Annotated in this window: 19 protein-coding genes; 2 read left to right on the top strand and 17 right to left on the bottom strand. The window is 54.7% G+C overall.

The window, feature by feature from the left end; all coding sequences use genetic code 11:
• Positions 1-4: 4 nt before the first annotated feature.
• From MKY74_RS04635 to MKY74_RS04570, 14 genes are all read right to left on the bottom strand, one after another.
• Positions 5-1,399: a sugar porter family MFS transporter gene (locus tag MKY74_RS04635; RefSeq protein ID WP_076172228.1), complete on the bottom strand. Its 1,395-nt coding sequence runs from the start codon at positions 1,397-1,399 to the stop codon at positions 5-7.
• 329 nt (positions 1,400-1,728) lie between these two features.
• Entirely contained in the window at positions 1,729-3,078 is a 1,350-nt protein-coding gene (locus MKY74_RS04630; RefSeq protein WP_076172230.1) for an AraC family transcriptional regulator, read from the bottom strand.
• A complete protein-coding gene (locus MKY74_RS04625) occupies positions 3,053-4,537 on the bottom strand; it encodes a sensor histidine kinase (RefSeq protein ID WP_076172232.1) in 1,485 nt (494 codons plus the stop codon). The genes MKY74_RS04630 and MKY74_RS04625 overlap by 26 nt, the downstream gene beginning before the upstream one ends.
• Positions 4,534-5,523 (bottom strand): sugar-binding protein, encoded by a 990-nt coding sequence (locus MKY74_RS04620; RefSeq protein ID WP_076172234.1) that lies wholly within the window; start codon positions 5,521-5,523, stop codon positions 4,534-4,536. Before MKY74_RS04620 ends, MKY74_RS04625 begins: the two co-directional genes overlap by 4 nt.
• Before the next feature lie 300 nt (positions 5,524-5,823).
• Positions 5,824-6,831: a 4-hydroxythreonine-4-phosphate dehydrogenase PdxA gene (gene pdxA / locus MKY74_RS04615; protein WP_076172582.1), complete on the bottom strand. Its 1,008-nt coding sequence runs from the start codon at positions 6,829-6,831 to the stop codon at positions 5,824-5,826.
• A gap of 2 nt (positions 6,832-6,833) precedes the next feature.
• Positions 6,834-8,132, bottom strand: a complete 1,299-nt coding sequence (locus tag MKY74_RS04610) for a four-carbon acid sugar kinase family protein (RefSeq protein ID WP_076172236.1) — start codon at positions 8,130-8,132, stop codon at positions 6,834-6,836.
• A gap of 39 nt (positions 8,133-8,171) precedes the next feature.
• On the bottom strand, positions 8,172-9,134 hold the full coding sequence (locus MKY74_RS04605; protein ID WP_076172238.1) for a 2-keto-3-deoxygluconate permease: 963 nt from the start codon (positions 9,132-9,134) through the stop codon (positions 8,172-8,174).
• A gap of 177 nt (positions 9,135-9,311) precedes the next feature.
• Complete coding sequence (locus MKY74_RS04600) at positions 9,312-11,006, bottom strand: sigma-54-dependent Fis family transcriptional regulator (RefSeq protein ID WP_076172240.1); 1,695 nt, start codon at positions 11,004-11,006, stop codon at positions 9,312-9,314.
• A gap of 237 nt (positions 11,007-11,243) precedes the next feature.
• Positions 11,244-11,735: a GNAT family N-acetyltransferase gene (locus MKY74_RS04595; RefSeq protein WP_244169311.1), complete on the bottom strand. Its 492-nt coding sequence runs from the start codon at positions 11,733-11,735 to the stop codon at positions 11,244-11,246.
• The gene (locus tag MKY74_RS04590) at positions 11,716-12,090 is read right to left on the bottom strand and encodes a MerR family transcriptional regulator (protein ID WP_076172242.1); all 375 of its coding nucleotides are present in this window, start codon (positions 12,088-12,090) and stop codon (positions 11,716-11,718) included. The genes MKY74_RS04595 and MKY74_RS04590 overlap by 20 nt, the downstream gene beginning before the upstream one ends.
• A gap of 63 nt (positions 12,091-12,153) precedes the next feature.
• Complete coding sequence (locus MKY74_RS04585; protein ID WP_076172587.1) at positions 12,154-12,894, bottom strand: SDR family oxidoreductase; 741 nt, start codon at positions 12,892-12,894, stop codon at positions 12,154-12,156.
• A gap of 132 nt (positions 12,895-13,026) precedes the next feature.
• Positions 13,027-13,428 carry an ester cyclase gene (locus tag MKY74_RS04580; protein WP_076172244.1) on the bottom strand — a complete coding sequence of 134 codons (402 nt, stop codon included), beginning with the start codon at positions 13,426-13,428 and terminating at the stop codon, positions 13,027-13,029.
• Between the two features lie 47 nt (positions 13,429-13,475).
• Positions 13,476-13,826, bottom strand: coding sequence for an ester cyclase (locus tag MKY74_RS04575; protein ID WP_076172246.1), 351 nt, complete (start codon positions 13,824-13,826; stop codon positions 13,476-13,478).
• 116 nt (positions 13,827-13,942) lie between these two features.
• Positions 13,943-14,494, bottom strand: coding sequence for an NADPH-dependent FMN reductase (locus MKY74_RS04570; RefSeq protein ID WP_076172248.1), 552 nt, complete (start codon positions 14,492-14,494; stop codon positions 13,943-13,945).
• 193 nt (positions 14,495-14,687) lie between these two features.
• Between MKY74_RS04570 and MKY74_RS04565 the strand changes: the two genes are divergently transcribed.
• Both MKY74_RS04565 and MKY74_RS04560 read left to right on the top strand, forming a co-directional pair.
• Positions 14,688-15,458: an ArsR/SmtB family transcription factor gene (locus MKY74_RS04565; protein ID WP_244169312.1), complete on the top strand. Its 771-nt coding sequence runs from the start codon at positions 14,688-14,690 to the stop codon at positions 15,456-15,458.
• 315 nt (positions 15,459-15,773) lie between these two features.
• Positions 15,774-16,016, top strand: coding sequence for a hypothetical protein (locus MKY74_RS04560; protein WP_144025447.1), 243 nt, complete (start codon positions 15,774-15,776; stop codon positions 16,014-16,016).
• A 55-nt stretch (positions 16,017-16,071) separates the two neighbouring features.
• Here MKY74_RS04560 and MKY74_RS04555 read toward each other — a convergent pair whose 3' ends face one another.
• The 3 genes from MKY74_RS04555 to MKY74_RS04545 form a co-directional block, all read right to left on the bottom strand.
• Positions 16,072-18,117 (bottom strand): bifunctional diguanylate cyclase/phosphodiesterase, encoded by a 2,046-nt coding sequence (locus MKY74_RS04555; protein WP_432206614.1) that lies wholly within the window; start codon positions 18,115-18,117, stop codon positions 16,072-16,074.
• Between the two features lie 157 nt (positions 18,118-18,274).
• Complete coding sequence (locus tag MKY74_RS04550) at positions 18,275-18,700, bottom strand: DUF1801 domain-containing protein (RefSeq protein ID WP_076172256.1); 426 nt, start codon at positions 18,698-18,700, stop codon at positions 18,275-18,277.
• A gap of 70 nt (positions 18,701-18,770) precedes the next feature.
• Positions 18,771-20,546: a DUF5050 domain-containing protein gene (locus MKY74_RS04545; RefSeq protein ID WP_076172259.1), complete on the bottom strand. Its 1,776-nt coding sequence runs from the start codon at positions 20,544-20,546 to the stop codon at positions 18,771-18,773.
• Positions 20,547-20,548 lie beyond the last annotated feature (2 nt).

The raw sequence follows: 20,548 nt of genomic DNA, 5'->3' as shown, positions 1-20,548 counted from the left end.
CGTATTATTTTCCTTGCGCCCACATGGATTCCATTTCCTCCAGGGACTTTCCTTTGGTTTCCGGTACCGCGCGCCATGTAAACACGAGGCAAATCAGCGACATGACGCCGAAGATCCAGAAGGTGGCTGCCGGACCTGCCGAAGACAGCATCGGCGGGAAGGCTTGGGATACGACGTAATCGGCGATCCACAAAGCCATCGAAGCAATGGCCGTCGCAATGCCGCGGACCCGGTTCGGGAAGATCTCCGAAATGAGGACCCACACCACCGGTCCGAGCGAGATTGCAAAAGCAGCTACGTAAATCAGAATAAAGATCAGGACCAGCGGGCCGGAGCTATGTCCGGTCTGGAACGCCGTTCCGATGACGGCCAGACAGATCAGCATCGCAGCCGATCCGACCAGCATCAACGCTTTCCGTCCTACTTTATCGATCAGCCAAACGGCCAGGATCGTAAACAGGAGATTGATCACGCCGACAAAGATCGTCTGAATGAGCGCGGCGTTCGTGCCGGCACCAGTCTCTTTAAAGATCTCCGGCGCATAATACATGACCGCATTGATGCCGGTCACCTGCTGCAGAACCGCCAGTCCGACACCGACGATCAGCGCCATGCGCAGCCCCGGGCTGAACAGCTGGCGGAACGATCCTTTTTCCTGGCTAAACGACTCCTTGATATCCCGCACTTCCTGCTTCGCCAGCTCTTCGCCGTGAATTTTGAGCAGGATCGGCAGCGCTGCAGCTGCCCGGCCTTGCTTGATCAGCCATCTTGGGCTTTCCGGAACGAAGAACAGCAGCACGAGGAACAGTGCGCCGGGAATGACGCCGAAGCCAAACATCCAGCGCCAGGCACTCGACACGTCCCATGCGTCGTCACCCATGCCGGCGATCCACAGATTGATGAAGTATACGAGCGAAATGCCTGTAACCGTTGCCAGTTGGTTTAATGCGACGAGGCGGCCGCGGTATTTGGCCGGGGCGATCTCCGCATTATACAGCGGACACAAGGTGGATGTAATGCCGATGCCAACGCCGCCGATCATCCGGGCGATGATAAACCCGCTGAACGTATTCGGTATGGCCGAGCCAATGGATCCGATGATAAAAAGAAGCGCTGCCGCAATGATGACTTTTTTCCGGCCGAACTTGTCGCTCAGCATGCCGGAGAACAGGGCTCCAGGGATACAGCCGATGATCAAGCTGGAAACCGCCCAGCCTGTCTGGAAATCGTTCAAGTTAAAGCGCTTTTCCATGAAACCGATGGCGCCCGAAACCACGGCCGTATCAAAACCAAACAACAGCCCGCCCAATGCGGCTACGATGGACACCAGCGTCACGAACTTCATGCTGATCTTCTGGTTATCCTGCTCGCTGCTATGTTCCAATGTAATAGAGCTCATATATTATCCCTTCCATGTCATTTATTTGGATAGAATGAATTAAAGTCAATACAGAACTCCTTTAATTCAATCTATTTGGATAGATTGAACTACTGTTCAATGCAAACTTCTTAGTTCAATCTATTGGATGAAATCCAAGAAATCATCACTAAAAGCCTACATCCATTGTAACATGGGGGACCTTTGCATCCGCTTTCGAATCCCTTCACTTATTTGCGGTAGATCAGCATAAAATCGCTCCGTCATTCGCCTGATAAGCCTGGACTAGCACAAATTCGGCTCGCATCACAAATAAGTCCATGCCCGCATTCGGCATGGACTTTTGTCTCTCATTGGTGCTGTACTCTGTAGTCGGACGGCGTGAGGCCCGTCACTTTTTTGAATACCCGGCTGAAATAGTTCGGATCCTTATACCCCACCTGGTAACAGACCTCCTTCATGCTGTACCGGCCGTCTTTCATCAGCTCCTTGGCTTTGTCGATCCGCAGCCGGGTCACGTAGTCGATAAAGGTTTCCCCGGTCTGCTGTTTGAATACCTTGCTGAAATAGTAAGGATTCAAGTGGACATGCTCCGCCACATCCTCGAGCGACAGCTCCTCCTGAAATCGGCCCCGGATATACAGCACCGCCCGGTCCAGCATATTGGTGGTCCGCTGCTCCCGTTCTTCACGGATTTGGCGGATCGCCAATTCAACATAGGCGCTCTCTCCGGCATCGCCGGATCCGTTGATCAGCTTCTCTGCATGCGTTCCGCCGGCGCCCGAAGCCTGCACCAGGTCTTCAAAGCGGCAGATGCCGCCCCCTTCCTGATCATACCTGGAGGCGAAAACAGCCTCGTAATAAGACCGCTTGATTCCCTCCGCCCGATTTTGGACGGTTCCGATGCCGACCGGGACGGCCATCCCGCACTGCTCCCTCAGCACATCAGCCAACCGTGTGCCGAGCTCGCGGGCGCCTTCAGCCAACGCCGAGTCGCCAGTCTGCCTCGTTCCCAGCAGGAACAGGGCCATATGGCTGTGAATGAGCGAGCTGACGACCGTGCCGTAGCCGTCTTTCGGGGCTGCGTGCGCCGCCGTTTTTACGGCGTCGTACACTTTTTTCTTGGCGTCCCCCACTTCGGACAGTCCCAGCACCAAAGAACACCCTTTGTCGACCGGGAGCTGCAAAATATCCGCCAGATGGCCTGTCTCCGTCTCATTGACATGGCCCGACATCAGATGCAGCGCGATTTCCGTCTCGGCCAGCGGCAGCAGCTGAAAGAACTGCTCGCGCACCGCGAGCTCCTCATCGCGCTTGTGCTGCTCCTCCTCCAGCTCCTGCACCAGCCGGCTTAGCACGGCAACGATCTGCTCCCTTTTGGCCGGCTTGACCAGATACTCGTGCACGCCGAGGGTGATCGCCTGCTTGGCGTATTCAAAATTTTCATAAGCGGTGATGAGTACCATTTTGGCCTGCGGATTTTGGGCTTTAATTTCTTTTAATGCCTCCAGCCCCTGAATGCCCGGCATTCTCACGTCCATCATGACGATGTGCGGGCGGTGCTCTTCCGCCTTCTGTATGGCCATCCGGCCGTTCTCCGCATGGATCGTTTCAAACGTATCCGGCATCATCCGGTTCACAATCCATTCGATACCTTCCCGCTCCAGCGCTTCATCATCGGCGATCAGCAGACGATACATGGCCGTCCTCCTTTCGTGTTTCGGCAGGGATGTTTAAAAAGACCGTCGTCCCCTTCCCGGGCTCGCTGACAATGTCAATCAAATCCTTCCTGTCATAAAACAGCTCCAGGCGCTTAAACACGTTGCGGGTTCCGAGGCCCGTCGAGTGCCCTGCGGGGTGCCGGGCTTCTCCGCCTCCCTGATCCCGCAGCCGCGGTGCGTCAGTATCCAGCAGCGACCGCCGGACCTCCTCGCTCATCCCGATCCCGTTATCGGAAATGGCAATCCGTGTTCCGCCCGGCACGGCAGAAACTGCAAGCCGAACCTCGGCCCCCTCTTCCATACCTTCGATGCCGTGCACGAACACGTTCTCCAGCAGCGGCTGAAGCGTGAGCACCGGCACGAGTACATCCAGAGCCTTCTCGTCGATGTCCGTGACGAACCGGATGCGGTCGCGAAAGCGGGCCTGCTGAATCGTAAAATACTCCTTCGCATGCTCCACCTCATCGCGGAGCGGCACCGGCCGGTCCAGCTGGCGCAGATTGTAACGCAGCAGATTGGACATCGTGACCGTGAGATCGCTCGTCTTCTCGGCCCCTTCGATCAGCGCCAGCTTGGACAGCACGTTCAGGGAATTGAACAGGAAGTGAGGATTGATCTGGTTTTGCAGCACCTCAAGCTCCAGCTCCTTGACGAGCCGGTCCTTTTCCAGCCCTTCTTTTTCCTTGCGGATCAGTGATTTCAAATTGTCCTGCATCTGCACGAAAGCCTCAGACAGAATCCGAAACTCGTCGCGGCTCTTCATCACCGGCGGTTTCACCTGCAGGTTGCCGTCCGAAATTTGCCGGGCTGTCCGGACCAGCTGCCGGATCGGTCTGGTGATGCGGAGGGAGATCCAGTAAGCCAGCAGGACGCTGATCAGCGTGCTGAATATAAACAAGGCGACGCCCCATTGGTTCATCCGGTCGGTCTGCGCCAGAATGCTCCGGTAGAGGGGCTGATAATAGCTCAGCTCCTGGTCGATCAGCCGGTACGCCTCTTCCTGGATGAAACCGGCCGTCTTCTCCGCCGCCGCATAGGAGTTGGCGTATGCCAGCGGGGTCTTGCCGCTTAACGCCTGCAGGATGCCGGATTCCTGCGCAAGAAACGTCTCCAGCAGGTTGCGGTAGCTCCGTACGCTCAGCTCCGTGGTCGGAATGGCGTCCTGGGCGTTCAGTTCCGCCTGGAGCTTTCGCAGCTGACTCTGATGCTCCTGATAGATTTGCCGGCTCCGCTCGCTCCGGTCCGTCAGATACACATTGACCGCGCTTAAATTGCTGCGGGTCTCCGCATCGATTTGTTTGTATAGTAATACCCGGTCCAGCATCATATTATAGCTCTGCTGAACGGTTCGCCCGCTTTGAAAAATAAAAAACGATACGGCGTTCGTCAGGACAAATAAAGCGGGGATCACTATGAGCAGCATCCGGCGCATGTTCATGGGCCGGCCACCTCCAGCTTCAGCGCCGCCTTGTCCAAGACACTCGTCGGAATAAAATGCTCGGCCGCAAAGGACTTGCCGTGAAAGTGCTCGTTCAGGAGGCCGATCGACCGGGCCCCCATTTCTTTCGGCGACTGCACAATGGACGCCGCGATTTCGCCCTGCTCGATCCCCTGCCGGGTCATGGCCAGGTCGTCAAAGCCGTATACGCGGATTCCCGTCCTGCCCGCAGCTTGGATGCCCTCGACGATTCCGGCCGCGTCCAGGGAGCTGAAGCCGACGATCGTCTGGATGTCCGGATGCTGCTTCAGCATCGCCTCGGCCTGCTTGGCGGCGCCGATCCGCGAAATGTTGGACGCGCGGACGTCCACGATGGCGAAGCCGGGAGCTGCAGAAATCACCGAGCGAAATCCCGCCAGGCGCAGCTGCATATTTTCGGCCCGCTCGCTTCCGATCATGACGCCGATTTTCCCTTTGCCGGCCGCTTCCTTCAGCACCAATTCGCCCATTCGTTTTCCCGCCCCCAGGTTGTCGGTTCCGACATAGGCCAGGCGGGAGCTGCCCGGTTCGTCTGCATCCACAGTGATCACCGGGATCCCTTGCCCTGTGGCTCTTTGGATCAGCGCATCGTAGTCCGGATCCACGATTCCCTGCACGAGGATGCCGTCGGGCCTGGATGCAATCGCCCTTTCCAGCAGCCTCATCTGCTCGGTGGGATTGATGCGGATCGGGCCGGTATAATCAATCCGCATCCCCAGCTTGTCCGCCGCTTCCTCCGCCCCCTGCTCCATTTCCCGCCAGAACGGGTTGTCGAGCTCCTGGGCGATCAGCACGACATGCTTAACGGACGGATCGTCGGCCCGCTGAAGCCGGATCTGTCCGACCAAATCACCGATGGTCATGGACGCGAGGAAAAACCGGACCAGAATATACGCAAAAATGAGAACAAGTACAATCAGCCCGAAGGGCCAGATTCGTTTGAGCATGAGCATCTTCCTCCTTAGCCCAAATGAGATATATCTGTAGGGATCGGCATTTTACCGTAAATGCTCCCTGTTATAACGGCCCAATATGGCCCTCTAACATTTTGATTTAGTATGCGGAAAACCAGCCGCCCCTATCATGGTTAAGGCATAGGTCCCGGGTGTTCCCATTACAACAGTATAGCATTTGAATGAAAAGCCGCTGAATGGTTTCCGAATATTTTCTGAACGATAAAGGAAAGAAACTTGGAAATAAAAAAGATGGCTCCCATCTAAGGAGCCATCTACCTCTCAATCGCGAATTTATGGTTTCTTCGGTGCCAGCTCAACCGCCTGGCGGATCGCTTCCATCATGCTCTTCTCTTCCACGATCCCTTTGCCCGCAATGTCAAAGGCGGTGCCGTGGTCTACGCTTGTGCGGATAATCGGCAGGCCGACGGTGATGTTCACGCCTGCGTCGAGGCCGAGCACCTTGACCGGTCCATGGCCTTGGTCATGATACATGGCAACGACAATGTCGAAGTCGCCGCGGACGGTGCGGAAGAACAGCGTGTCCGCAGGCAACGGTCCGACCACGTTGATGCCCTCGTCCTGGGCGCGCTGCACGGCGGGCACGACCTTCTCCTCTTCCTCGCCGTAGCCGAACAGGCCGTTCTCGCCCGCATGCGGATTGATGCCGCAGACGGCGATACGCGGCTGAGCGATGCCGGACTTCATCAGCGTCTCATGCGCCAATTGGATGACGCGGTATACGCGCTCCGGATTGATCATTTTCACCGCATCAATCAAGCCGACGTGAGTGGTGACGTGAATGACCTTGAGGTTCGGCGCCGAAAGCATCATGGAAAACTCGTTCGTTCCCGTCAGATCGGCCAAAATTTCCGTATGCCCCGGGTATTTGTGGCCGCCTTTATGCAGGGCTTCCTTGTTCAGCGGAGCGGTGCAGATCGCGTCGATCTGCTGCTTTTTCGCCAAATCGATCGCTTTAGCTAGATATTCGAACGCCGCGTGGCCGGCTTCAGCCGATACCTGTCCAAGCGGAAGGTCCTCGCTAAGCAGATTCAGATCAAGGCAGTAGACGGTGCCGTGCTCATAGTTCAGACTGCTGAGCTGGTCCTCAGTCACCGCTTCAACGTTCAGGCTGCTGTTCACATAAGCCTTGGCCCGGTTCAGAATTTTCGCATCCCCGATCACCAGCGGATGGCATAGGTCGTAAATCTCCTGGTTCTGCAGGCTCTTCAGAATAATTTCGGGGCCAACTCCGGCTCCGTCCCCCATCGTAATACCAATGACAGCTTTGGTTTCGCTCATTTTCATTCATCCTCTCCACTCATATAGATCAACGCATTCATCAAAGAACGCTCGTTACCAAATCCTCCGGCCTTCGTTACGGCCCAGTACTCTCTTGTATCCGCTCCGCCGCGCAGCTTCCCGAGCGGAAGCCCGGCCTCCACTTCGGTGCAGAGCTGCATCTGGTTCATGTTCAGCTGATTGCACACCGCCTTAGCGGTATCGCCTCCGGTCAGAACCAGGCCGTTAATGTCCTCGTATGTGCCTAAAACCTCCCGGGCGATCGCCCCGAGCTCTCTGGAAATCGTCTCGCCGATTTCGGTTTTTCCGATGGAGAGCTCGGCTTCCAGCCGCTTCGTCGCTTCTCTATTGTTGACCGACGAATCGACAAACAATACAAAATGCTTCTTGTCCGCTTCCTTGGCCAAGGAAGCCATGACGTCCGGCAGAGCGTACGTGCGCTTGATCAGCTCCACCGGGTCCAGCTCTACAAAACACGTGTCCGGCATCGATCGCACGTTCTCCAGCTGCTGCTTGGTCACCTGCGACAAGCTGGCGGACACGGTCAGCGTCTTGGCGACCCGGAGCCGGTCCTCCGGACGGTCAGCGGTTCGCTCCAGCTGAAGCGCCTCCGGCAGGTGCTCGATCAGGCCGGCCGAACCGGCCCATACCGTCTTTTTACCCGCCCGGGCAAAAACCTCGGCAATCTTTTGCAGATCTTCATCCGTCGCCGCGTCGCATATAAACCAGGTCCGCCCCAGTGCGGTATGTTCCTCGATCGTCTGCATCAGCCGTTCCGCCGGTCCATGCAGCTGCGCAAGGTCGATCAAGACGATGCTCTGCTGACCCGCATACGGCCGGAACAGATTCGCGATGAAGCTGTCCTTGACCGGCGTTTTGGGATCGCGACCGAATTCGGTCTCCGAGACGCGCTGCCCGTGGACATGCTGATAACCGTCAAGGGTTTGACGGTTCATCTTCGGATATGCCGGGGCAATCACGACCACTTCCGGCTGATGAACGGAAACGACGGCTGCCAGCTCGGCAGCCACGTTCCCCCGTAAGGTCGAGTCCATTTTTTTATATACTTGATGATACCCTTGCTGATAAAACAAAGTGCTTGCTTTAGAAACGTTGTTGTGTGCTTCCTGTTCGCCTGCCGCCCGGGTGTCCGTATCGATAATGGCAACATCCCCGTTCGGCTTGGCCGGAGCAGCTTGGGAATCGAGATACACGGTTGACGTGATCCCGATCTTGGACAGCTGCACGCCGGCATCGTTAGCTCCCGTCAAATCATCTGCGATAATGTACATATGCTGCATGTTGAACGACTCCCTTACTTGATTCCTTGTCCATGCCACTTACGCCTGTGAACTCCGCCGCTGCGCCCTTCTTGCGAACCAGGTCGTCAGAAGCGGGGTCAGAATCGCCGTCACAATGACGCATGCCGTTACCTGGAGCGTTGCATCCGCAGCAATGCTGCTGTAGCCGGAGTATACCGCAGCAACCGCCATCGGAACTGCCGAAGCGTTACCCGCTGTAGACGATGCCGCAATCCCGGCCACGCCGTCGCCGCCAGTCAGACGGTCGATCAGGAACAGGACGATGCCCGTGATCACGACAACACCAATCCCCAGAATGACACCGGAGAATCCGGCTTTGACCACGTTGGTCAGGTTAATGCCGGCGCCGATCGCCAGCGAAAAGAGCGGAATGATGACATCCTGTCCCTTACTCAGGAACTCGCGCATCTTCTCATCGAGGTTTCCGAGGATCATGCCGAGCAGAAGCGGCAGAATCGCAAAGACAAACGCCATAATCGGGAAGCTGGCCAGGCCGGCAACGCCGAGAATGAGCATCGTAAAGAACGGGCCGGATTCCAGCGACATGATCGAATATGCGGCGACGTCTTCCTTTTTCTTGCCGAGCTGACCCATCAGCGCCATGTACAAGCCGCCGTTGGTGTCGGAGAATGCCGCGACGATGGCCAGAGCCGACAGCCCCAGGAACAGATTGTTCTGATCCGGGAAAATCGCTTTGATCAGCAGGGCGATCAGGAAGGTCGTACCGATTTTACCTACCCAAAGGCTGACGCCCTTCTTCAAAATGTAACCGGTTGCCTGAAACCGAATCGTCGATCCTAAGCAAATATAAAAGGCGGCAAGCAGCGCGGATGTACCGGTCAATAGACCGCCTGTAAACGAGCTCTTGAATTCCGGCATATCGAATACTTGCGGAAAGAACGTCCGAATCAGGGCGCCGATCAGCAATGGGATCAACATCATCCCGCCGGGGACTTTGTCAATGGCTGCCTTTATTTTCATGGCTGTGTCATCTCCTGTGTTGTAAATTTAAACAGTTCGTTTTGTAAAAGCGATTACATAAAACGATTACATCGATTATGATAAACGTTTACAAAAAATAATGCAACACTTTTTAGCTAAATAAAATTCATTTAACCAAAAGTGTTGCACATTTAAACAATAATGAAAAATCCACTATCAGTCCTTAAGCTTTCTCCACAATGTCGACCGGTTGATGTTCAGGCGCTTCGCCGCTTTGGTCTGGTTAAAGCCCTCCTGCTCCAGCACCTTCTCAATGATCGCCTTCTCAATCTGTTCCAGCGTACCGTTCAGCAGTTCTCCGCTGATCGTTCCAGCAGCTTCGCCTTTTCGCTGCAGCAGCTGTTCGACCAAGGCGTGCTCGATGACGTACCCTTTTTCCAAAAGCACCGCCTCCTGAAGCAGCGCCCGCAGTTCCGATACGTTGCCCGGCCAGCTGTAGTCCATCAACAGGGCCAGCCCTTTGTCCGTCATTTTAATGGCCGAGGTGCCCTGCGTTTGGTTAAAATACAGCAAAAACGAGGTGACCAGCTCCCGGATATCCTCTTTTCGCTCCGCCAGCGCAGGAACATGGATCCGGACGATTCCGTCCTCATAGGCTCCCCATAGATGCTGCTCTTCAACCATCGAGAAGATGAGGGTGATTCCCTTTCCCTGAAAAGCGTCCATTCTCCGCCACAGCTCGGCCCTCAGGCTGCTGTCCATCATATCAAGCGCGTGGATATGCAGCGTCTTGATCTCTGCGTCGACTTCGTCGGGCTCCAGGGCCAGCATATCGGCAGCCTGGACGGAGGCGAGCAGGCCCTCCCCGCTGAACTTGCGGTTATGAATATAACGCGCGATCAACTCCTTGCCGGCCCCTCTCGGCCCGATCAGGACGAACCGGGATGCAGAAAGGCACCGGTCGATCATCGACAAACAAGCGTCCATCGCTTCGCTCTGATGAATGATCAGCGGCGGCGTGCCCGTCTTCACCTGCAAAACCGCCTCGGCCGGCGAATTCATATGGACGCGCGAAAATTCGCACACCAAATAAGCCCCATTTTCCACCGCGACCCGGGTTTTGACGATCTTCAGCGGCCTGCCTTCCGCATCGCTCGCATGGCTGGTCTCCCGGACCGCCGCCGTCTCCCGGAAAGCGTGGTGATCCAAGCCGACATGCGGAACGGGACGGGAATCGAAATGCTTCCACTGCTCGTACACGACCTGCCCGTTCTCCGCTAGAACCATCACATCCCCTGCCGTAACCTGCAGCACAGCTTTGAGCCTTTCGATTTCCTGCCGATTCTTCATCATCCACCGGGAGACCGTCTTAGCCTCCTGAAAGGCATCAAAGATCGCTTCGCGCCCGGACTGGATCAGAATACCCACAAGCCCCAGCCGGGATGCCGTTTCGAAGGTCACCACATCCCCCATAATCAGCTGGTAGCCTTCCTCCTTGAGCTTTCTAAGCAGGCTCTCCGTCTCATCCTCGTCATGAATCGTGAAGATATCGATCGGAATTTCCAGCAAATCGATGATGGCCTTGGCGCCGAGGGTGATGGCGGGAAAGCCGACAATCGCCTTTTTCCGTGGAAAATCGTTCGCCAGCGTCAATACCCGCAGCATGTCATAGCCGGATACATGCACGTCGACGACGGGAATATCGACGGCCTCCCCGATCAGCTTGGCCGTTCCGCCGCGGCTGATGATGACGTCGACCCCTTCAGCCTCCGCCTGCTTGGCGATGGCAACCCCTTCTTGCAGATTTCCGACCCGGATCTGAAGGTCCAGATCCTTCTCTTCCGCACGGCACGTCTCGATCAAGTTTTCCATGGCTGCATATGGAGCTATAAACAGGGCTTTTATTCTCATCTGATCCCACACCTATATTCCTTTAAGATTGTAGTTCAGTCATAGCATATATTCGGGTGGTATGCAATTTTAGTCTTGTCTGCGGGTAGTTTGGTGAAGGCGACGACAAGAAAAGGCCATTTGATGGAGGACGGAATTCAGAGCCAGCAGCTGCAGCCGCGCTTGAAAAATACGGCGCAAGCCAATGGATCAGCCTGCGCCGCAAAGTATTTTCTTCCTTTTATCTCTTTACTCTCGCTATGATATCCCGAGTACCAGAATGTGCTGCGGACCTGCCGGCCCGATCCGGGTCCGTCCCTCATCACGGAAACCCGCTTTGAGATAAACATGACGCGCGGCAGCGTTTCTCATATTAACAGCAAGGACCACTTCATCGGCCGTCGGGAAATGCTGTTTGACAAACTCCTTCAGGCCGAGCAGAGACTGCGTCGCGTACCCTTGTCCCTGATGCCTGTGATCGATGGAGAAAGCCCGCAGCAGCAGGGCATTGGGGTTGTCCGAGTATTCGCTCCGGTCTTCCCCTGCATCCAGAATGAAAAAGCCGACTGGCTCCTCATCCCCCAAAATGACGATCGGATGCCGCTCCTTCCGCTCCAGCGCGTTCTGTATGACTTCAAACGGCAATGCGGTGAATTTATGCTGCTCCTCCGGCAGCGTAAAAGCTCCAAGTCCGGCCTCGTGATCCCGGTGATATAAGGCGAGCCGGACGTTATTCATGGTGTTTTTCATCGGAGTCTCCTTGGGCCATGTCTTCATAAAGGCCGATTTTGCGATTCAGCATAGCCTCATATTTTTTAAACCGGGCCATTTGTTCCTGGACGTTGTGCCGTTGTTCCCGAAGCCGCACCAGCCGCTCCTGAATGGTGGTCGCGTGGTTGACGAATTGTTTAATGTCAGCGATGCCCATCCCCGTTTCCCGCAGGCAGCAGATAAACTCCAGCGCTTCGATATCCTTCGCTTCGTACAGGCGGATGCCGCTTTCGTTGCGCTGAACGCCCGGCATGATGCCTTCTTTTTCATAATACCGCAGCGTATGGATCGACAAACCCGTTTGGGCCGACACTTCCCCGATCGAGTAACTCATGCCTTCAAATCCCTCCTAAGCGAAAAAGCCCACCTGACGACAGGTGAGCCATGGTTATTCGTATTATAATTCCTGCCTGGTGGGCCTTACAATGATTTCATTGACGGCCGTTTGCGGCGGCTGGGATATGGCGTAGGCAATAGCGTGAGCGATGGCCTCCGGGGTTAAGGCGATGTCCATGGAAGCTTCGATGTCCCGCTTCACTTCTTCGTTCGTAATCGTGTGCACCAGCTCGGTGTCGACGCCTCCCGGACAAATAATCGTCGTGCGGATGTTATTGTGTGCTTCTTCTTGGCGCAGTGCTTCGGTGATTGCCCGAACGGCGAATTTGGTGCCTGAGTAAACCGCCCACGTTTTACGGACGATGTGCCCGGTCACCGACGCGACGTTGATGACGTGCCCCTGTCTGCGCTCCCGCATATGCGGCAGCACGGCCCCGATCCCATAGAGCACACCCTTCACGTTTACATCGATCATCCGGTCCCACTCTTTGATCTTCTTCTCGTGCAGATAAGACAGCGGCATGATCCCTGCATTATTCACCAGCACGTCGATTTGTCCGTATGTGTCAAGGGCGAGCCGGGCCAGCTCCTCCATCTGCGACTGCACGCTCACATCCGTCACTTGGTACACCGCCGTGCCTCCTTCCTGCTCAATCGCCGACTGTAGCTGCTTGAGCCGTTCTCCGCGCCTTGCTGCGAGCACCATTTGGGCTCCGCTTCGGGCGAGGACCCTGGCCGTAGCTTCTCCGATACCGCTGGAGGCTCCTGTTAAAATAACCACTTTTCCTTGCACCGCGTTCATGATCATGGGGACCATCCTTTCTTTACGGGTAAGATGGTTCCCAGTATAGGACCTTGAGCGCGCTCTAGGTCAAGGCTTTCTGGTCATAGGAAAAAGACAGGTGTTTAACATATCGAATCCAGCGGTTTAGGTTTATCCCGCTTGAATTTGGCTCCACATCGTCACCATATCGATCCAGCCGCGATGCTCCGCGATTTTTCCGTCCCTAAGGCGGTACTGGCGGTACAGCGTCACATTCATCGTCCGTCCGGTCGGTGCGGTGCCGAAGAACACGCCCTGATGGGTGCCACGGACCGTCATTCGAACGAGAACCTTCTCATTCTCGGCGATGATTTCCTCTACCGTATACTGCTTATCCGGGAAGGCCTCCAGGATTTTGGCTGCAAACTGCTTCAACCCTTCTTTCGATTGATAGCTGAGCTCCCGGTAATCTTCAGTCGTAAACGTATCCGCTGCACTCAGATCGTTGCTGTTCCAGAACGCCTGAATAAAAGCTTCAACCACCTCGGTATTTTTTTGCTCCATCGTTGTCATAGGATCCATCTCCTCTAATTTATATTGGCCGTATCATACAGGTCATGTCAGGCACCAGTTTGCAGCTGGGGGAGCATCGTACCGGTGTCATACCATCCGAAGCGATGAACGATCCGCCCATCGTTCACCGTGAATTCGTGGAACTGCGTGATCCGTACCGTTTTTCCCGTAGCGGGAATTCCTGCGAATATTCCGGTGTGCTTGCCCGTGATGACCACCCTTGCGATGACCTTCTCTCCCTGGACCATCACGTCATCCACTTCGTATTGCCGGTCCGTAAATGCCTCTTCCAGTTGACCGATGAATGCTTGCCCCGTTTGGCTCAGCGTCCCTGCCTTCCATGCCTCTTCGATCCATTTTACTGCCGCTTCCACCTGCTGCTGCCGCGTTGTGCTCATAGCGATCCGTCTCCTTTTTTGTTGGTCATATTCAAAATACTCCGGCGCACTCGTCTAATCGTTGCAAATTCATAATGTTACCATTTGGTCACGTGTTGTGTAAAAAAATATGCTGTCTATCCGGTTACCACTGCCGTCTCAGCTGAAAGCAGCCGGGTCATCTTTATAAATTGTTCGATAACTGTGCTGACCCTCTCTCTCACCCCTGCATCCAAAGGCGCGCCATCCGGGCCAAATTCATTCGAACCGTACCCTACGGAAATCCATTCCGGGCAATTGACGCCATGCAGGTTGCGGACGATCGTCTGCAGATGCGTCAGCGAGCTGATGCCAAGCGGCCCGCCTGCCGAGCTTACGGAAAGAACCGGCTTGCCTTCCACATGTCCCGGCGTCAAATAATCCAGGGCATTCTTCAGCGCTCCCGAGATAGATCCGTGGTATTCCGGTGTGGCCAAAATCAGCGCATCTGCATGAATGATCTCATTTTGCAGACGTACAGCCTCCGGATTTTGCCCTGCTTCCGGCGAATACAGCGGCAGCTGGAGCTCCCTCATGTCCACGAACGAAACCGTAATTCCGCTGCCGGCCAGTTGGCTTTCCAAATAACGAAGGAGCCTGGTGCTTACGGATCCCGCATCGTTGCTTCCGGCAATCAAAGTCATTTTCATTTCCTACATCCTCCTTTGGATTCCCCGGCGCTGCATCAGCACTTAAACACCTGCCGGCTGACAAACGATTTGGGGTATGATAATATGTGACTATATTGTCACTCTTGATGGGATTATAATACGTTACTATATGGTAACATGTCAAGGGCATTGCTCCACTTTTTCAATGCACGAGGTAAAGGAGGTGTTACGATTGGAGGACAATCTAATATTTAAAGCCCTCGCCGACCCCACGCGCCGCACCCTTCTGGACCTGCTGCAGGCGCATGACGGACGGACGCTGAACGACTTGTGCGCCCCGCTCGACATGTCCCGGTTCGGCGTGATGAAGCATTTGAACCTGCTGGAGGAAGCCGGACTCATTACGACTAGGAAGGTCGGCCGGGAGAAGCTGCACTACCTTAACGCCGTGCCCATCCGCCAGATATACGAACGATGGGTCAGCAAATACGCCGAACCTTGGGCGGCAGGATTAACATCACTTCAATTCGAATTGGAGCGTGAGACGCAAATGGAAAACAGACCGAAGCATGTCAACCGGATCGCCATTAAATCGAGTCCCGAGCAGGTGTGGCAGGCGATTACCGACCCGGCCAAAACGTCAAAGTTTTGGTTCAATTGTGCCATTCAATCCTCCTGGGAAATCGGCTCTTCCTTTGAACTGCTGGGCCCGGAGGGGGAAAAGAAGGTCAAGGGGGTCATCCTTGAACTGGATCGCCCGCATAAGCTGGCCGTGAGCTGGCAGTTTGTCAATCTGCCCGGTACGGAGAACGATGCGCCTTCCCGCGTCACGTGGGAGATCGCACAGCACGCGGAAATTCCCGGCGTCACGCTCGTTACGGCCGTCCATGACGATTTCGAACAGGCGCTCCCTACCGCGGGCGTGCTGGAGAACGGCCTGCCGCTCGTCCTTTCGGGAATGAAAACGTTCCTGGAAACAGGGTCTACGCTGGCGGATATGTAAGGAGTTTCAGCAAGCAGCGAAGCGGCGTACAGGTATCACGAAAGCATACTCCGCCTCGTATTGCCGGAATTAAACATGAAGCTTTTTCAAGGCCCAGTCGCGACTGTCCGCGAGTGGGTTTTTTCATGCCATCTGATCGACAAGCATGTTAATCCAAGCCCATAGGCGGCAAACTTCTCCGTACTTCTCTAACTTTTGTGCTTCCAAGGCGTTGTTATAAATAGATGTCAACGAGCGTCCTTTATAAGCTGTGTGATCTCCACCCTGCTTATATAGCAGATAACCGATAGCGATGGAGAAGGGAGATGAAATGCTATGATGAGTGGTGCTAGCATGATAGGTATGGGCGGCGTGGTAGCCGTCCTGATAATGTGGGGAGTTATTTTAGCAATTTTCTTTTTGCTGGTCCGGCTGGCCGTGGATAAATCCAATATGCGTACCGAGCTGCGGCATTTGCGCCGGGAGGTTCGAGAGCTGAAATCCTTGGTTCAGAACCAGCGGAACGATTCTATCAACCATGTTGAGAATTTCACCTATAACCATCCCGAAGATGATTAATAAAATAGCTTGTAAAAAAGGATGCCAGCTACAACCGGCATCCTTTTTGTTTTATTCAAACCAACGTTTCTCCGCTCGGCCTTCCCGCATTCTGCAGCAGCCACTCGTCCATCTGTTCGATATTCATCGGTTTGCCGTAGAAATATCCCTGCATCACGTTGCATCCGGATGCGCGGAGAAAATCGATCTGCTCCCTCGTCTCCACGCCCTCAGCTACCAGCTCCAGATGAAGCTTGAGCGCCATATCGATGATGGCGCCCACGATCGCCCGTTTGGAGGGTGAATCGCTTTCCCGGACAAACAGCTGATCGATCTTGATCGTGTCGATCGGAATTTGATCCAGGGATCCGAGCGAGGAATACCCCGATCCGAAATCGTCCATCGATATCCGCACTCCGATCTCGCGCAGCTCATTCAGCTGCCGGATCATATCGGGCACATCGTACAGCATCGTCGATTCGGTGATCTCCAGCTCCAGGTACCGGGCCGGAAGCCCGGTCGTCCGAAGCGCATGTTCTACCATGTACAGAAGGTGCTGGCTTTCGAACAAACGCACAGACACATTGACCGACACGATCATCGAAGGCATGCCTTTGTCGAGCCACACCTTGTTTTGGCGGCAGGCCTCTTCCAGGATCCACCGGGTCATCGGGATGATCAGTCCCGTTTCTTCGGCGATCGGGATGAATTCATCTGGTGAGACGACGCCGAATTTGGGGTGCGGCCAGCGCATCAGCGCCTCGAGTCCGACGGGAGTATCCGTCTGGGCATCCCACTTCGGCTGATACACGACATAGAACTCCTGGCGTTCCGACGCTCCACGCATATCCTTTTCCAATTCCAGCCGGCGCAGCAGCCTTTTATCCATGTCGTCATCAAATACGCAGTACCGGTTCTTGCCGGCATTCTTGGCATTGTACATGGCCGTATCCGATGTTTTCAACAGTGACGCCCGGTCCGTTCCATGCTTGGGCGCCAGACTAATGCCAATGCTGGCCGTAATGTACAGCTCATTGCCCTGCAGGACGAACGGTCGGGTGACGACCTCCAAAATGCCGGACGCAAGCTCCTCTGCCAAGGCCTGACCGCAGTTTTCCGCAACTACGAGAAATTCATCACCGCCTAGGCGAAACACCTTCTGGCCTTGCTGCAGATACCCGCTTAGACGTCTTCCCACCTCCTGAACCAGCATGTCGCCGATGTCATGGCCCAGCGTATCGTTGATCGTTTTGAATCGATCCAGGTCGATAAACAAAACGGCGGTTTCCTTCGAGGTGTCGACTCCCTCGCCAAGCAGCCGGTTCAGGTCATGCCGGTTAGGCAGCCCGGTTAACGGGTCGCTGTAGGCCATTTTCTCCAACACGTGACGGTCGAAAAACATCGCTCCCCACGAAACCATCAGGATAAAAAACGTCGTGATCGTCACACCGGCCAGCAGTAAAAGGTTCATTTCCCCGGCATCGGTAGAAATAATCGCATTCGGGTTCCCGCACCAAAAATCGGCCGCCTTCATGCCGGTAAAATGCATGCCGCAAATGGCCAGTCCCATGATCAGAGCCGAAGCCCACTTCCACCAGCTGACCTCGGTATGATCGCGAAAGCGGAGGAACAGCAGCAGCGCCACGTAAGAAGCCGCCAGTGCAATGGCTGCCGAGAGCAGCCAATAAGACCGGTCATAGATAATCTCGGCCGGAAGACGCATCGCGGCCATTCCGGTATAATGCATCGCCACGATGCCGCTGCCCATGCAGAACCCGCTCAAGGCAAACTTGCCCCAGTTCACGCCTTTGGACAGCAGCATTTGGAATGCAATAAAGGACGCCACAATGCTGCACAGCATTGATAGCAGCGTAATCGGAATGTCGTAATTCACAGGCACGTTCAAATGGAAGGCAAGCATGCCGACGAAATGCATGGACCATACCCCGCTGCCCATGACGCAGGAGCCGGCTACCAGCCACCATTTCTGCGTCCTGCCCCGCGACCTTGATATTTTGGCCGCTAAGTTGAGAGCCGAATAGGACGCAAATATGGCGATGATGAACGAGAGCATAACGATCCATAAATTATATGATTCATGTAGCAGGACGATGGGGCTCACTCCTTGTTGTCAGCGCAGTAAAACTCATAGAGCAAGTATAAAGGAGCGTCCCGCCAAAACGAAAGAAGTATTTTAGCAAAATTCGCTAATTTTCGCCCACCTTCTGCACGAGTTTTACCGCCTATCGACACGGCTCTGTGACCCCGATAGCCTGCTGTCACTCCCCAGCCGGATAGGTTTCTAGCAAATGCTTTACCGACTGCCGGATCAGCGCCTTCAGCACGTCTGCATCGATATCCGCAACCTTGTTGATATAGACGCAGCCTTTGCCGGAGGTATGCTTGCCCAAATTCTTCAGGAGGGCTTCACGCTGTTCTTCTCCAGGGGCGAAATAGAGGCTGATCTTGGCTTTGCGGGGTGAAAAGCCGACGAGCGGCGCATCCCCTTCGTGACCTGACGCATACTTGTAATGGTACGAACCGAAGCCGATGATGCTCGCCCCCCACATTTTCGCAGGATACCCCGTCGTCTCTGTAAAAATGTCCAGCAGCCAATACGCATCCTGCTTCTTGCCGGGATGCTCCACCTGTTCGATGAAGTCGAGCACACTGTCATCGGTTTCTTTCGTTTTCAGCTCATACATGGTCACTACTCCTTTAGGCAGGAAAATAAAATGGCCTGCCCGTTTACCCGGGCAGACCAACGGAATCGGTTTATTTTACCGAATAAACCCCTTCCTTGTAGGTCAAGGTGTACACCAAACCTTCATCCGTAAGCTTTGCCGTTTGAATCCGGTCGGATACCAGGCGGGCGCTCCCCTTCGCGTCAATCTTGTATATTCCAGGATCGTAGCCTTCCGACAGGTAGTAAATCGCATTCTTTCCAATGTAGTACGAGCTTACCGGCTTGTCGCTGCGCTTGATTTCCTTGCCAGTCGCGAAGTCATATTGGTACAGGATGCCCGGATCGTAGGAACTGCCGGCATCGTTCGAGGTGTAGTACAAGCTGCCATTCAACAGCTGGGCATTAAGCACCTTTCTGGAAATCACGGTTTTTGGCTCCGCTCCGTTCACATCGGTCTTGGCCAAATAACCGGTCGCACCGTCCACATAATAAATCTGGTTATCCACCATCCAGAACGGACCGGCGGCAGGAGTAAGCTTCACCTGCGTCTGGTCAGACGGGTTGACTTTGTACACCGAGCCCTCATCCTTCGGGTCGCTGTCTTTGTATCCAAGCACGTACACAAAGCCCCCTTTGACGTAAATGGCATCATTAACGCTGTAGCTGGTCCCGCCCCCGTCATGCTGCTTCCGGTTGATGGCATAGACGAAGTCGTCCTGGCCGATCGCCTTATTCTCCCCAGTCTTGAGATTAACCCGGCTTAAGTTATCGACCGTTTTGCCCATAATGTTAAAGTCGGCTTGATACAGGAAATCACCCGACTTGACAGGCCCGATCAAGCTTTTGGCACCCGTTACCTCTTTCAGGGCACCATTGAGGACTCGATACAATGTCTCCGATCCCATCGTAAGATCGCCGCTATGAAGGTTCACGTACAGCTCATTGTCAATCATCGAGACATTCTGCAGCCAACCATCCGACGGCTTCCAATCCGCGAGCGAGCTTACCTTCCGAACTTTATTGTTGGTCAGGTCCAAAGCATACAGAACCCCTTGGTTGCTCACCGTCGATACAAAATATAGGTCATGCCCGATAACCTTCGCACTGTGCAGTGCCGGCTCCCCCGGAATGTTAACCTGAACTTCCTTTTTGCCGTCAGCCTTCCGATATAACCGTTCTAAGGTGCCGCTGCTTTGATAGATCTGCTTATAATAGTACAGCGCGTCTCCGTATTTAGTGATCGGCGTCAGTACCTTTTCATCCGCCACCGGCTTCCGGGTGTCCTTTAGTTGGGTTAAAATGCGGTTTTTGACAGCCAGCGTTTCGGCACTCTTCTCGTCAACGACTTCGTCTCCCATCACGATCAGGCCGTCCAGCCACTGAATATTTTTGCCCAGCGCCTCCGCTGCGCTTCTTAGGGGCAGAACGACCCGGCCACCGATTTTCTGCGGAGCCACGTCCATCTTTTTGGACTCGTTATTCACCAGCATTGTGGTGCTGTTCACTTTGAACTTGATCGTTTTCTTCAACCCATAGTTCACAAAAGTAACGTCATCCGGATTTTTCGCTTCCCAAATCGTTTGCCACTCACCCTGGGAGCGGAACTGCGAAGCCAGCGTTCCCATCAGGCGGATCGGCACCAGGACCCTTCCACTGCGCTGGACGATGTCATAATCACCGTAAAGGTCGGTTTTCTCCCCGTTAATAAAAGCTTTTCCGTGATAATCATAAGGAATGATGACCATCTTGTCGAAGGTTTGGCTTAGAGGCTTGGGAGCCGCCTTCTCCGCGGCAAAAGCCGGTACCGCCCCGCATACCAAAGCCGCAGACAGCAGCAAACTCGTTAACTTGAATTTTGTCGACATCG

Origin of the sequence: Paenibacillus sp. FSL R5-0378, assembly GCF_038009285.1 — a bacterium.
GTDB classification, from domain to species: Bacteria; Bacillota; Bacilli; order Paenibacillales; family Paenibacillaceae; genus Paenibacillus_AQ; species Paenibacillus_AQ favisporus.
Note: the sequence above shows the minus strand (reverse complement) of the source record. Positions and strands in the feature narration are given on the sequence as shown.